The 14337-nt window shown below is 40.9% G+C and carries 15 protein-coding genes; 10 read left to right on the plus strand and 5 right to left on the minus strand.

The window, feature by feature from the left end; all coding sequences use genetic code 11:
• Window positions 1-274 precede the first annotated feature (274 nt).
• The 4 genes from tauA to tauD are packed head-to-tail and all read left to right on the plus strand — an operon-like array spanning window position 275 to window position 3856.
• Window positions 275-1315 carry a taurine ABC transporter substrate-binding protein gene (gene tauA, locus F3J02_RS06225; protein ID WP_171526037.1) on the plus strand — a complete coding sequence of 347 codons (1041 nt, stop codon included), beginning with the start codon at window positions 275-277 and terminating at the stop codon, window positions 1313-1315.
• Between the two features lie 9 nt (window positions 1316-1324).
• Window positions 1325-2116: a taurine ABC transporter ATP-binding protein gene (locus F3J02_RS06230; protein ID WP_005211394.1), complete on the plus strand. Its 792-nt coding sequence runs from the start codon at window positions 1325-1327 to the stop codon at window positions 2114-2116.
• Complete coding sequence (gene tauC, locus F3J02_RS06235; protein WP_167248181.1) at window positions 2113-2994, plus strand: taurine ABC transporter permease TauC; 882 nt, start codon at window positions 2113-2115, stop codon at window positions 2992-2994. Before F3J02_RS06230 ends, tauC begins: the two co-directional genes overlap by 4 nt.
• 16 nt (window positions 2995-3010) lie before the next feature.
• The gene (gene tauD / locus F3J02_RS06240) at window positions 3011-3856 is read left to right on the plus strand and encodes a taurine dioxygenase (RefSeq protein WP_167248182.1); all 846 of its coding nucleotides are present in this window, start codon (window positions 3011-3013) and stop codon (window positions 3854-3856) included.
• 265 nt (window positions 3857-4121) lie between these two features.
• Here tauD and F3J02_RS06245 read toward each other — a convergent pair whose 3' ends face one another.
• Window positions 4122-5216 (minus strand): AraC family transcriptional regulator, encoded by a 1095-nt coding sequence (locus F3J02_RS06245; RefSeq protein ID WP_167248183.1) that lies wholly within the window; start codon window positions 5214-5216, stop codon window positions 4122-4124.
• 62 nt (window positions 5217-5278) lie between these two features.
• Between F3J02_RS06245 and F3J02_RS06250 the strand changes: the two genes are divergently transcribed.
• The 3 genes from F3J02_RS06250 (at window position 5279) to F3J02_RS06260 (ending at window position 9709) form a co-directional block, all read left to right on the plus strand.
• The gene (locus F3J02_RS06250) at window positions 5279-7027 is read left to right on the plus strand and encodes a neutral/alkaline non-lysosomal ceramidase N-terminal domain-containing protein (protein WP_167248184.1); all 1749 of its coding nucleotides are present in this window, start codon (window positions 5279-5281) and stop codon (window positions 7025-7027) included.
• Window positions 7024-8310, plus strand: coding sequence for a D-arabinono-1,4-lactone oxidase (locus F3J02_RS06255; protein ID WP_167248185.1), 1287 nt, complete (start codon window positions 7024-7026; stop codon window positions 8308-8310). Before F3J02_RS06250 ends, F3J02_RS06255 begins: the two co-directional genes overlap by 4 nt.
• A gap of 235 nt (window positions 8311-8545) precedes the next feature.
• Window positions 8546-9709, plus strand: coding sequence for an alanine racemase (locus tag F3J02_RS06260; protein ID WP_167248186.1), 1164 nt, complete (start codon window positions 8546-8548; stop codon window positions 9707-9709).
• Between the two features lie 56 nt (window positions 9710-9765).
• On the opposite strand, the gene F3J02_RS06265 is transcribed toward F3J02_RS06260, so the two are convergent.
• The 3 genes from F3J02_RS06265 to F3J02_RS06275 all read right to left on the minus strand — a co-directional run bounded on the left by F3J02_RS06265 (window position 9766) and on the right by F3J02_RS06275 (window position 12221).
• Window positions 9766-10134: a hypothetical protein gene (locus tag F3J02_RS06265; protein ID WP_167248187.1), complete on the minus strand. Its 369-nt coding sequence runs from the start codon at window positions 10132-10134 to the stop codon at window positions 9766-9768.
• A 145-nt stretch (window positions 10135-10279) separates the two neighbouring features.
• Complete coding sequence (locus tag F3J02_RS06270; protein WP_167248188.1) at window positions 10280-11521, minus strand: OmpP1/FadL family transporter; 1242 nt, start codon at window positions 11519-11521, stop codon at window positions 10280-10282.
• 259 nt (window positions 11522-11780) lie between these two features.
• Window positions 11781-12221: a universal stress protein gene (locus F3J02_RS06275; RefSeq protein ID WP_167248189.1), complete on the minus strand. Its 441-nt coding sequence runs from the start codon at window positions 12219-12221 to the stop codon at window positions 11781-11783.
• A gap of 249 nt (window positions 12222-12470) precedes the next feature.
• On the opposite strand from F3J02_RS06275, the gene F3J02_RS06280 reads away from it, so the two are divergent.
• Both F3J02_RS06280 and F3J02_RS06285 read left to right on the plus strand, forming a co-directional pair.
• Entirely contained in the window at window positions 12471-12761 is a 291-nt protein-coding gene (locus F3J02_RS06280) for a hypothetical protein (RefSeq protein WP_167248190.1), read from the plus strand.
• Window positions 12762-12868: 107 nt separating this feature from the next.
• Window positions 12869-13360 (plus strand): DUF2505 family protein, encoded by a 492-nt coding sequence (locus tag F3J02_RS06285; RefSeq protein WP_004654699.1) that lies wholly within the window; start codon window positions 12869-12871, stop codon window positions 13358-13360.
• A 43-nt stretch (window positions 13361-13403) separates the two neighbouring features.
• On the opposite strand, the gene F3J02_RS06290 is transcribed toward F3J02_RS06285, so the two are convergent.
• On the minus strand, window positions 13404-13607 hold the full coding sequence (locus F3J02_RS06290; protein WP_167248191.1) for an amino acid transport protein: 204 nt from the start codon (window positions 13605-13607) through the stop codon (window positions 13404-13406).
• Window positions 13608-13739: 132 nt separating this feature from the next.
• On the opposite strand from F3J02_RS06290, the gene def reads away from it, so the two are divergent.
• Window positions 13740-14222, plus strand: a complete 483-nt coding sequence (def, locus tag F3J02_RS06295; protein WP_004805557.1) for a peptide deformylase — start codon at window positions 13740-13742, stop codon at window positions 14220-14222.
• Window positions 14223-14337: the final 115 nt, after the last annotated feature.

Below are 14337 nucleotides of genomic sequence, written 5' to 3' on the forward strand. Positions count from 1 at the left end.
TATAGCTTGGAACTGTATTTTAAAATTAATACGCTTATTTAATTTAAAGATGAAATTATCAGGATTAAATATTTTACTTTTCATTTAAACAGAGGGATAAATAATTAAAAGGCTTGGTTGGGAAATTAAATGTATCAATACTAAAAAATAAACCACGTGAATATAAAAACAGCAAAAATTGCCTAAGTCTTATTCTTATCTCATAAATGAATAAGCAACTCACTTTTTCTTATTTTTAATCATAAAGCATGCCGCATACCATAAACCTATATTGTTGAAAGATCATCTAATTATGGGCATCAAGAATTCTAAGCCGCTAATTGTTACAGCGATCGTCCTTGTGGCGATTGTTGCTTTTATTGTCTATCAAAATCAAAAAGATGCTGCACCTGTTCAGTCTAAAAACAACAAGGCAGTGGTGATTGCCTATCAAACTGGTGTGGATCCAACCAAGGTTGCACAAGCCAATGGTGATTATGAGCGTGACAGTAATCAAGCAATTCAATGGCGTAAATTTGATGCAGGTTCAGATGTGGTCAATGCATTGGCCTCGGGTGATGTGGTGATCGGCAATATCGGTTCTAGTCCTTTGGCTGCTGCTGCAAGTCGTGATTTACCGATTGAGGTCTTTCTGGTGACGGCTAAATTAGGCGGTTCAGAAGCATTGGTGGTGAGTAACAAATCAGGCATCAAAAACCCGCAAGATTTGATTGGCAAAACCATTGCTGTACCATTCGTTTCAACCACTCACTACAGCTTATTGTCAGCGCTCAAGCATTGGAATATTGCAGATAACCAAGTCAAGATTATTAACTTACGTCCACCAGAAATCACAGCAGCTTGGGAACGTGGTGATATTGATGCGACTTATGTTTGGGAACCTGCATTAAGCAAAGTCAAAGCCAGCGGTCATGTATTAACAGACTCAAAACAGGTCGGCGAGTGGGGTGCACCAACTTATGATTTATGGGTGGTTCGTAAAGATTTCGCTGAAAAAAATCCAGAGTTCTTAAAAGCCTTTGTACAAACCAGTTTGAAACAAGTTGAAGCGTATCAGCAAGATCCAAAAGCATTTGAACAAAATGAGGACAATATCCAGAAAATTGCTCAGCTGACAGGCTCTGATGTGAAAGATATTCCTTTATTGTTGTCAGGCAATATTTATTTGAATGGTCAGCAACAACACGCGACTTTATCAGGTGAGTTCGCCAAAAATATTTTCGATACAGCAACATTCCTAAAAAGCCAAGGCAAGGTGGATCATGTAAAGCCTGATTATCAAGCTAATGTCACCACCCAATTCTTACAGCCATAGGAGATCTAAATGAGCGTATTAGCTGCTGAGCATCTTCATTTAACTTTTCCAAAACAGACAGTGCCTGTATTGCAAGATATCAATCTGAAGATTGAAGAAGGCACTTTGACTGTGATTTTGGGTGAGTCTGGTTGTGGTAAAACAACATTGCTCAACATCTTGGCAGGTTTTCAAAAACCAAGTTCGGGTCAGATTACACTGGATCATGAAGTCGTGACTGCACCCGATGCACGCCGTGCGGTGGTGTTTCAGGATCATGCGCTATTACCTTGGTTAAATGTTTCTGAAAATATCGGTTTTGCTTTGCAGCTCAAAGGTTTAAAAGCGCAAGAAATTCAACAGCAAGTCGATGCAATTCTTAAAATTGTTGGCTTAAGTCATGTGGCTAAAGCCAATATTTGGGAATTGTCAGGTGGTATGAAACAACGGGTTGGGATCGCACGTGCCTTGATCAGCCATGCGGCATTCATTTTATTGGATGAGCCTTTTGCTGCACTTGATGCATTTACCCGTGAAACCATGCAGCAGTTGGTGCTGGATTTATGGATTGAGCAAAATAAATCCTTCTTCCTGATCACACATGACATTGAAGAAGCACTTTTGCTGAGTAATCAATTGGTGTTGATGACGGCTCGTCCAGGTAAGATTGTCGAAACTTTAAAACTGGATTTTGCAGAGCGTTATAAGCAGGGTGAATCCATTCGTGCGATTAAATCTGATCCTAAATTTATTCAATTACGCGAGCAATTGTTTGAACGCCTACGTGTGCAGAAACAAGCTGGGCATGAGGTGGCGGTATGACGGGGCAAGCAAAAAATACAGCCTATGAAGTGAGTAAGGCCGAGGAATTGCAATCGACGGACCAAACACAGTCTGCTTCGGATTTTAGTCCAATAGGGGTTTTCTTTATTCGTCATCGCAGTTTAGCACTCAGTCTTGCCAGTGTCTTAAGCGTATTGGTGATTTGGTATTTGATCACGGCATTAAAAATTGTCCCAAGTCTATTTTTGCCGAGCCCACAAGCGGTATGGCAAAAATTTCTGGAAGTCAGCCAACAAGGTTTTATGAAAGCCACCTTATGGCAGCATTTGGCAGCAAGTATTTCTCGTGTTTTGTTGGCTTTAGTTGCCGCAATTGCGATTGGTGTACCACTTGGCTTATGGATGGGGTTAAACAAATGGGTGCGAGCGGTGCTGGATCCATTGGTTGAGTTATTACGCCCGATTCCACCTTTGGCTTATTTGCCTTTATTGGTGATCTGGTTCGGGATTGGTGAAACCACCAAAGTGCTTTTGATTTTCTTTTCGATCCTTGCACCTGTGATTATCAGTAGTACCCATGGTGTATTGAGCCATCAGCTCAATCGTGAACGTGCTGCTTTATCTTTAGGAGCAAGCCAATCGCAAGTGTTTTGGCACGTGATTTTGCCGACTGCTTTACCGCATATCTTGACGGGTATTCGTATTGGTTTGGGAGTGGGTTGGTCAACCTTAGTGGCTTCGGAATTAGTTGCAGCAGATCGTGGCATTGGTTTTATGGTGCAATCTGCAGCACAGTTCCTAATCACCGATACCGTGGTTCTCGGCATTATTGTCATTGCGATCGTCGCAGTGAGTTTTGAGTTGTTTTTGCGTTGGTTACAGAAGCAATTATCTCCTTGGTATGGCCAACAGTTATAAGTGTGAGTAGTAGAAGATGACGTTAAATATTGAAATTATTAAACCAACGATCGGTGCAATTATTCACGATGTTGATTTAAACACGGCTGATGAAAATACTACGCAACAAATTCAACAGGCTTTGCTGGATCATCATGTGATTTTCTTCCGCAATCAGCAGCTTGCACCTCAGGCACAAGCTGAGCTTGCGCGTGGTTTTGGTTCTTTGCATATCCATCCAATCTACCCATCTATCGATAATGTGCCTGAAATCATTGTACTGGATAGTTGGAAACAAGACTTACGTGATAATGAGCTATGGCACACCGATGTGACTTTCAGTCAGAAACCACCATTGGGTTGTGTATTGCAAGCCATCAAGATTCCACCTGTCGGTGGTGATACCTTATGGTCGAGTGGCGCGGCGGCATTTGCTGCCTTGGATCAAGGCCTACAGCAAAAGTTAAAAGGCTTAACAGCTACACACGACATTCGTCAGTCTTTCCCGATTGAACGTTTCGCGCACAATGATGTTGAGCGTAAAAAGCTGGAAGAAACATTTAAGCGTAACCCACCTGTCGTTCATCCTGTAGTGAGAACCCATCCTGTGACAGGTCAGCCAATTTTGTTCGTGAGCGAAGGTTTTACCACACGTATTAATGAGCTGGATGAGACTGAAAGTACTGAATTGCTACAGTATTTATTTGCGCATGCAACCAATGAGCAGTTCCATTTGCGTTGGCAGTGGCAGGCAGGTGATGTGGCAATTTGGGATAATCGTTGTACACAGCATAAGGCTTTATTTGATTATGGGGATGCGCATCGGATTATGCATCGTGCCACGATTAATGGTGATGTACCGTTTTATCAGGCAGCAAGTTAAAATTTAGTTTTAATTTTTTGCTTCGGTGGAATCTTATAGAGATCTCATCTTATTCTTGGATAAGCCTTCAGCTGGAGTTACTTTTGTTTCGGCAAAAGTAACCAAAACCATTGTCATCCACAAAACCTGTCTTCTTTCGGTATCTCTTTAAATTAATCGCAGAAATAGCATCTGATTAATCTCACGCAGGTTGTGGATGACCTGTAGCACCAGTAATTCCTGAGATATGTTCATTTTATATGAGTGGGCATTACGAACTAATCATTTAAGTAAGGTGAGTCTCTTGTTTATAAATCGAAGGGGCTTGTCCCGTCCAGCGTTTAAAGGCACGCCGGAATTCACGTAATTCGCTAAAACCCAATTGCAGGCTAATCTCACTCATGGATAGATTCTGTTCGAGGAGTTGCTTGGCTTTACGCTCCAGTACATTTTGCCGAATTTGTTGAAAACTCAGCCCTTCTAATAATAATTGCCGTCTTAAATGCCGTTCGCTGATGTGTAATTGTTCTGCGGCTTGCTGCATATCAAATCGTTCGGGTAAATGCTGTTCAATCAAATGATCGAGTAAATGCACATAGCCGACTTGATTGAGTTGATCTATTTCTTTTAAGGCCTGCTCACAGATTTGGATGGCAGTTGCGTAGTTGGCAGGGCTGTAATTTTTTAAGTTGCGCTGCAGTAGGCTGCTGCTAAAGCGCATGATATTTTTATCACGGTTAAATTGGATTGGGCAGCCAAAGATATCATTATATTGCTGTTGAAATTCGTTTGGTAAATAGCTGAGCTCAAGGCTGATCACATCATCATGATCACCCAGCATTGCGTTTAAACAGGTGATGATACTGCTAAATAATTCATCATAGAAAAAGGCTTTGAGTTCATTGCACGGATAGGGTTCAGTGACCTCCAATTCACAAAGATCAGCGTGGATGAAAAAGTCGATATTTAAGACACTGCCAGAAATCCGATGATAGCGCAGCGCAATGTCTAAAGCATCTGCAACGGTTTTACAGGATTGCATGGCAAAGCCCAAAATCCCCATAGAGATCAGACCTTCGCTACTACCAAGCTTTAAACCAAGGTCGGGTTGTTGATAGGTGATCATGGCTTGACGGACAACATCACAGAGTTGGCTAAAACGAACCACACCTTGGGTTTGCTGTATTTGTACAATATCTAAACCTGAATCTTGAAACCAAGCGGCATAGTCCCATTGCTGTTGCTCAGCATAGTGAATCAGGCTGGCCAAAATCGTTGGTGGAATGAATTGCTGTTGATCATTTTTATCGCTGCTACGTATAGGCATAAGTCCGTTTTGCCCCCCAAAGAAAAGTGTCTTTAACCCTGTTGGGTATCGCATAATTTTGATTAACTTTCAACATGCTTTAAGAAAGTAAAAAAAGAATTTAAAAGGAAGTCGTGATGTATCAGGTGGGTTGGGACAAGCAGCAAATCAAAATTACACCGAAAGGCTATGCCATGTTTGGTTATGGGCAATGGTCACATCGGGCCTATGAACAGCGCACAGCTTTATTTGCACGTAGTGTGAGTATTGTCGATCAACAACATAACCGATTACTCATCTGTTGTCTGGATTTAGGGTGCATTACCCATGCCATACGCAGTCAAACAGTAGCGCGACTCACCCAAATTCTAAATTCACCATTTGATGAAAATCAATTGGTCCTCATGGCAACCCATACTCATTCTGGCCCTGGTGGTTGTGGTTATGAAGCTTTATATAATATGCCAACGCCTGGTTTTGTACCTGAACACGTAACTGCCATTGTTGAGGCGATTGTACTGAGTATTCAAAATGCGATTGTGTCTGAACAAGACACCGAGATTTTTTTAAGTACGCAGCATTTTCCAGAACAGACACCTGTCGCATGGAATCGTTCGATCAAAGCCTACAATCGTAATCCAGAAGTTCAGCCACGTACCGAAGCTGAAACGCATTTAGCTTTGAACCGAGAAATGCAGCTGATCGGTTTCTATCGTGAACAAAAACTACAGTCCTTTATTTCCTTATTTGGAGTACATGCAACTTGTTTAGGAAATTCTTTAAACGCCTATGATGGTGATAATAAAGGCTACGCAGCCGCATTCTCTGAGCAGGCTTTAATTGAGCAAGGAATCCAAAATCCAGTCACAATTTTTGCACAAGCAACCGCAGGGGACGTATCACCGCATTTTCATGGCAAAGATCAGCTCAAGATCCGTAATAAGATTAAAGGCGAGCAGGAATATCAATACGCGCAACAAAATGGGTGCTACCAAAGTGAATTGGCTTTGACAGCGCTACAATCAAATATTCCCAAAAATTTGCAAAAAGTCGCAGGCAAGATCGATGCTGTTTTGTCCTATGTAGACCTGAGCAATATTGAAATTCCAGATCAGTTCGCAGCGGGTCAAAAGCATGCAAAGACCAGTCAGCCTTGTCATGGCACCGCATTTTTTGCAGGTACACCTGTTGATGGTCTAGGTGCACCCAAACCCTTAATTATGGGGATGCAATTTTTAGTGGATCAATTTCGTAAACAAAAAATGAAGAATCCTAAAGCAGCAGACTTTGAGGTGTATCAGCAGCTTTATGCATCTCAGGGGGTAAAACAGATTTTACTGGAAGCGGGTGCCAAAAAGATTTTAGGTCAACCAATAGGTTTTCCACCGAGTATTCTTGATCCGTTGATTGCAGAAATGAACCGACAAGTGAAAGCTGGGGCGATTCAGCAGAGTCCTTTAGTCCCGAGCGTGGTTCCCTTACAGATTGTGCGATTAGGTCAATTGGCTTTGATTTGTTGTCCAGGAGAATTTACCACTATTGCAGGGCGACGTGTGGTCGACACCGTTAAACAGACGCTTGCTACACAGGCGTCAATAGAGAGGGTCTGGTTGGCATCCTACTGCAATGATTATATGGGCTATGTCACGACCTATGAAGAATACCAAGCGCAAGCCTATGAAGGTGGGCATACCTTATTCGGTCAATGGACATTGGCAGCCTGCCAGAGCAAGTTCAAAGATCTAACAGAACAATTATTGTTAGAAAAAAATAAACGTCATTACGATGAAATGACACGACCACAACCGATTCCAAAACAGGAACTCGCAAAACGCACCAATCATGGCAATTTAAAAACTGCCGTTAGCCAAGGAGAGGCAGTATGAGTGATTTAACACAAGGCATTTGGTCGAACTGGTCTGGCTTTCAAAAAGCCAAGCCGCAGCAGATTTTACAACCTGCCAATATTCAAGAACTACAGTCTATTGTTAGAGAGCAGCAAAAAATACGGGTGGTGGGTGCAGGGCATTCTTTTACGCCCTTGGTCTGTACCGATGCAACTTTATTGTCTTTGAATCATATTGCAGGAATCGCATCGACGGATCTTGATCGATGTCAGAGCAGTATTTATGCGGGTACACGTTTATACGACTTAGATCAGCATTTACAACAGCAATCGATCAATCAGGCTTTGATGAATCAGGGCGATATTGATCAGCAAAGTCTCGCAGGTGCTGTCTCTACAGGCACACATGGCACAGGAGCAGATTTGCATTGTATTTCGGCCTATGTTGAAGCTTTTGAGTTATTGACGGCGTCAGGTGAAATTCTAAAATGTAATCGTACAGAACATCCTGAAATCTTTGCCGCAGGACGAGTTTCTTTGGGAAGCTTGGGTATCTTAACTAAGATCACCATGCAGAATCGCCCGCGCTATAAACTGAAAGAACATATCGAGCTTTGTCCTGTAGAAGACATGATGCAGCATATTCAGCAATGGAAGCATCAGCATCGACACATCGAATGCTTTGTGTTTTCCCATGAAAAGCAGTTGATGCTGAAAACTTTGGATGAGACCGATGAAGAGGTTTTGCCACGTAAGGAAAATTTCCCATCCGATGATACTTTACTGACCTTATGTTCTGAGCTGACCAAAAATTTTCCCTCATTGAACCCCTATTTACAGAAGCTCTTAGGCATCTTTGTCAAACCGACAACCTATATAGATTGGTCGAGCAAGATATTTCCAACACCGCGTAATACCAAGTTCAATGAAATGGAGTATCAGATTCCTGTTGATCGTGGAATTGAGTGTTTGGATGAAGTGTTGCATGCCTTAAGAAAGTATAAAGTTGCCACCTTTTTTCCACTCGAATTTCGCTTTGTGAAGGGTGATGATATTTGGCTCAGTCCGTTTTATCAGCAGGACTCGATTTCGATTTCAGTGCATCAATATCATAAGCAAGACCCGAAGTTGATTTTTGATGTGGTTGAGCCAATTTTGCAGAAATATCGAGGGCGTCCACATTGGGGTAAAATGCATCAAATGAACAAGACACAGCTTCGGGCTTTATATCCTAAATGGGATGATTTTATGGCTTTACGTCAGCAGCTTGATCCCAAAGCAAAGTTTTTAAATCCCTATCTGGAAAAGTTGTTTTTAGGTTAAATAGAGTTTTTTATAAGTTGAAAGTGCTTAATAGAGCCATGTCGAGTTCTCATCCAATTAAGCGTTAAGCTGGACTTACTTTGGTTTCGCCCTGAGAAGCATTTGAAGCTTGGTAAGGTGTATTTAATGTTTGCGCTTTGCCAAAGCTTTAGTCGCTTTAGCTGGCTCAGGTTGTAGATGACTTTTCACGTATCAAATTGCATGTAAATTTTCATTGATTGAAAAAGGTATAGCCATGTTGGATCATTATTTTAAACAACTCAATCTCGATCTAAAAAAGCAGGGGATTGCGACTCCACAATTGATCATTGATGAAGCAGCGTTAAAACAAAATATTCAGCATGTTCAGATTCGTCTTGCTCACGCCAAACATTTAAAAGCACGCTTGGTAGTAAAATCATTAGCAAGCCTAGATTTACTCAAGTTATTATCTGAGCAGATCAATACGCAACGCTTTATGGTATTTCATCAACCGCATATTGTTTCAATCCTAGAAAATTTTGCCGAAGCGGATATTTTGTTGGGTAAACCAATGCCAGCTCAAGCTGTACGCCATTTCTTTGATCAGCATGATGAGTGGTCGAATGCCAAAATTCAGTGGCTGATTGATACCAAGCAACGCTTACAACAATATCTCGAGATTGCTCAGCTCTATTCTCTCTGTCTGAATGTGAATATTGAAATTGATGTTGGTTTACATCGTGGTGGGGTACAGTCGACACCGCAACTGACCGAAATTTTAAAGCTGATTCAGCAGTATCCACAGTATTTAAAGCTTTCTGGTTTGATGGGCTATGATGCACATGTCACCAAAATCCCAGCCATCATTAAAAAACCTGAACTGGCTTATCAAAGTTCGCAGCAGACTTATGCTCATTATCAACAGTTAATTCAAAAACAGTTTTCATCGCTGTGGAGTGATGAGCTTTGTTTTAATGGCGGTGGCAGTCCAACCTTTAGCTTTCATACCACTGAAAGTGTTTGCAATGATTTGTCTTTTGGTTCAATGCTATTAAAACCAAGTGATTTTGACAGTGATTTTTTAAGCGCACTACAGCCTGCGTTATGGATTGCTGCACCTGTATTAAAAATATTGCCATTTACTCAGCTTCCATCTATGTCTTTATTGGATAAATTGCCACATAAATGTAAGGCACTGTTTATTTATGGTGGCTATTGGCTGGCTGATTATGTCTATCCTCATCAAGCACATACCCATGCATTGTACGGGCGTAGTAGTAATCAGGAATTGGTCAATGTACCGAAGGATTGTGATATTCAAGTCGATGATTTTGTGTTTTTAAGACCAACGCAAAGTGAAGCGATTATTCCTCAGTTTTCTAAGTTGAAGCTGTATCGCACACATGCTTTTGAGACATGGCAAACTTTTAGTGAGTGATTGGGCTTTTTTGCTCATCAATATTCGAGCGAAAAGCTTGCCGTGTATGGTGAGCTTTAAAATAGATCGGCCAAATGGCAGCTTTTCGCTTCGGTCAGATTTTCAATGGAATCGACCAATAGAATATTGATATCTTTTTCACTTTTATACGCTGCGATCACTTCTGCATAAATCGGCTGTTTTAGTTTTGTTGCTTTGGAGAGAAAACTTGATACCACTTTTTCCTTAGACCAATCCGCATCTTTCAACACATATTCATTCTGTGCAATATCGCACCGCTTTAAAATAGCTTTATTATCATGAATGGTTAAGGTACCAATAAACATATCCATGCTTTCTTTAGGATCAGGTGAATTGGCAAAAGCGGTAACAGGAAAAACGAAGCTAGATAGAAATATTGAAAAGACAAGAGCAATTTTTTTCATTGGATTTTTCCTAGAGATGACATTCATTATTAAAATAATGCTTTGAGATTCTAATCTAATCCGTTGATTGAATGCCAGAAACTAGCCAAGTAGGAGCAAGACTTGAAGTAGATCTGCAACTACTTGGCATGATGAGTTTTTGTGACTAAAAGCGATAGCCCATTTTTAGGCCATAAGCGATTGCGCTGTTATCTTTAAAATCGGCTTGTTCAGCAATGGGTTTAATTCCTGGTACAGGAATGTAATAAGTGCCGTCTTCGGCAACCACATCACCTAACCAGAAGTATTTAACTCCAGCGGCAATAAAGTAGTTCGGGGCAGGATTAAACTGAGCACCTAGACCAATCCCCCAAGACCCTTTGGTAGGATTTAATGTAGATGCAGGGTTGCCTGTACCTGAATCCCAACTGACTTCAGTGGATGCACTCCATTTTTCAGTAAACTGATGCCCCAGTCCGACATTGACCGTCCATTGATCTTTTTGATAGCTATCCAGATCAAAACCACCTGTATATGCACCATCACTTATTACGCCAGTGAGATACTCCGTCACTGCGCCAAATTGAGTTGGTCGAATATGAAAATCTTTCCAGTTGACCCAACGTAGATTGGTATAGAGCAGTGTGTCTTTATACACTCCTGTTTGAAAGTCAACATTCACCGATTGTGGTGTCGAAATTTTGGTTTTACTTGGCGTAGTTGCTTCCAAAGGTTGACCGAACTGGGTCTCAGTCACTTGCATATCGTGGTCGATCTTGGAGCGATAGGTCACTGCGGCTTTTAAGGCAATATCTGGGATTTGATAACTCAGACCTGCCAGCCAACCGACCGCATGATCCTGTTTAAATTTTGCATCATAGCCATTAAAGGCTTCACTGTATGAATTACCACGCAGCGCAACATCACCTTTGACCGATTGATAGACAGCACCGCCATAGAGTTGAAAATTGCTAAATGGACTAACACCCAAAATCATGCTAATGCTTTCGGTATCGACATTGACTGATGTGCCTTGCTGGGTAAATTCATTGTCCGAGAAGGTATTATTCGATTGCATCGGATAAGTAATATCAGCACCAAAAGGCTGGTCATAGAGTAGACCAAAGCTGATTCGATCAGTCAGTTGGAGCTTGAGCGCGGCACTATAATATTGAAAGCTATTGCCCATATTGCCTGAGTTAAGATTCTGCGGATCATTGACCAGTCCAGGATGATTACGGATTTTCCCCGAAATGTCAGCATCTACGGCTGTCGCATTGACTTCAACATAGTTACCATTTTCCAGAAAAGGGAGAATGGATTGTCCTGATTGGTCCAGTGCTGCTGCGTGATTCAATGTACTGATACATATCCCACACAGGCCAATCACCATTGGATTGAGTTTCATATTGATCATCCTTGTAAAACCGTGTCTTATTCTTAAACGTGCTGTTTTTATTGACGGTCATTTTTTCTGGCAATAGTAAGCTGATTCAACTCACTATTTTGACTTGAAAATAAATGTCCAACTGCTAGTGAAGCATCTTTTTAAATCGCAGAACAGGGTTGTAAATGATCAATATGGGGGGCGAAACGGTCAGATCTAGGCATTCTAGAAAATAAAAAACCTTGTATCGAGACACAAGGTTTTTTATTAAAGCAAATCGTTATTGCTTCACAATCAGCACGGGAATATGTGATTCTGTTAAAACAGCACGCGCCACACTACCGAGCAATAAACGTTTTACGCCTGTGCGACCATGTGAACCCATAATAATCAGATCAGCACCGACTTCATCGGCAACAAAGATAATTCCTTCACTGGCTACGCCATGATGAATTTTGGTTGTCACCTGAATACCATCACGTACAAAAGATTGGGCAATATCTTGAAGCTGTGTTTTGGCATGTGCTTCGGCCTGCATAAAATGATCAGTGATTGCAGGGGCCACTTGATAAAAATCCACGCCAACAAATGGATCAACTGCAACTACACTGAGAATGGTGACTTGTGCCCCTGATAATTTTGCTAGAGAAAGCGCATGTTCGACTGCGGCATAAGAAATTGGAGAGTCATCAACAGGGACTAAAATATTATGATAAGACATGTTTACTCCTTATAGTTTATCGTTGTAAAAAATATAAAGGATAAGGAGTTGATAACATATTGAGATAGGTCTAGCAAATCAGTAGCAGCACAAAATATATGATAAAGCTGAAAATAATGTAGAAAAACAGCGCATTCCCTAGCAAAATAGAGGTATAAGAAAATCACTGTATTTTTGTAATTCAGCTTAAGATTAACTTTAGAACGAAGCACAAAATTTGAGCTGCATTTAAATTGATAAGGAATATTTGTGTTACTGAGTTTAGAGGCGTTTAAACAACAAAAATTTGATCAAATGGCGGCTAAAATTATGGCCGATCCAGAACATTACCTAACTTTTGATTCGGTTTCAGACTTTTACAAAGCGGTATGGTTAGATGAATTCCCGCAAGGCACAACATGGTCAGCCACAGGTTTGGATGATGGTGCAGAGCAATTTTATGCGGTGATTGAATATGGGGATCATTATCTCTATATCAGCCGTATGGAACGGGTCACGGTCAAATTAGGCATACGGCATCATTACAATAAAAATAACTAATCCGAGCAGTCATCCATTTTTGTCTGATCAGATTTAGAGATACAAATGAGAATGCTATACTTTTGCGCAATGATGAAATCCTAATAAAACGAAATGGACATTTAAAAATGGCACATCAATTTACGGTTAATGAAACAATTCATGGTGTTTCAATTGAGGACTTTTCAAGACTGGTGGCGGATACCTCATTGCATGAAGCAGTGTGTAAACGTATTCCGGGTGAAAATTTGGAAATTATAGAATCGAATATTCAGGGTGATATTTATACGCTGCGCCGTGAATATAATCTGGATGTTAATATTCCAGAGGTGGCGAAAAAATTATTAAAAAATGCGTTCCGCTTAAAACGTGCTGATATTACCCATTTGAAAAACTTAACCTCGACAGTTGAATTGGGTGCAAACCTACCTTTGGAAGCGAAGGGCGAGCGTAGTGTCACGGGCGACAGCGAAAAAGTGAATATTTCTTTAACATGGACAGTTAAAGTTAAAGTGCCATTGATTGGTGGTATGTTAGAAAAGCATGCAGAAGGTGAAATTCGTAAATTCAGTACGCTTGAAATCGAGATCGTGGCTGATGAATTAAAGAAACACCTTTAATTTTTCGTAGAAAAAAAGCTCTCCATTTGGGGAGTTTTTTTATTTAGAAGCGCAGGAAATAGGGAACAATCGAAAGCACCACGCCAATGATACTGATCATGGCCGTGCTATCAATAAAATAGGTAAAGAGCATCAAGATAAGACCACATACCAAAGGCACGGTCATTTTTTGCTTTTTTCCATACATAAAATAGCCTAAGCCAATCGAGCTAAAGATGACGCCTAGAAACAGTTGGGTTGCATTCATGTGCTTTGCCATTCATTATTTTTTTCGCGAATATATTATGACAAGATTCTTAAATGAAAATTATGGAAACGCGATAAAATATCCAATACGATATTATTCACTATTTGGTCAAAACAATTATAAGGGCGTGGGATGAGTGTAATTCTACCTGTAGCACAACGCGGTGAAGAAGTTTTAAAAATTAAAGCGGCTGCTGTCGCGAACGGGGAATTTAATAGTGAATGGTTATTACAACTGGCTTCCGCTATGCATGCGACCATGTTGGAGCGCAATGGGGTTGGGATTGCAGCACCACAGGTCTATATTTCTAAACGCTTAATTATTGTGGCATCTCGCCCGAATCCGCGTTATCCCGATGCACCTGAAATGGATGCGGTGGTGATGGTCAATCCTGAGATTTTGGCATTTTCTCAAGAGTCTTGTTTAGGTGAGGAAGGCTGTTTAAGTGTGCCAGATGAGCGTGGGCAGGTCGAACGGGCACAAGCAATCAAAGTACGTTACTACACCTTACAAGGTGAAGTGATTGAAACCGCTTTTGAAGGTTTCCCCGCGCGCATTGTTCAGCATGAAGTGGATCATCTGGATGGGATATTATTTGTAGAACGTTTGAGTTAGTTGTGTATGTAAGCTCATAAAATCATTACAAAAGCTATAATTTTAATATGACTAGTCCTCTGTACTATAAGCGCTTATCTAAATTAAAACTTGAAACAATTAAAGGCTAGATGAC

Origin of the sequence: Acinetobacter sp. Tr-809 (assembly GCF_011753255.1) — a bacterium.
Taxonomy (GTDB): Bacteria; Pseudomonadota; Gammaproteobacteria; order Pseudomonadales; family Moraxellaceae; genus Acinetobacter.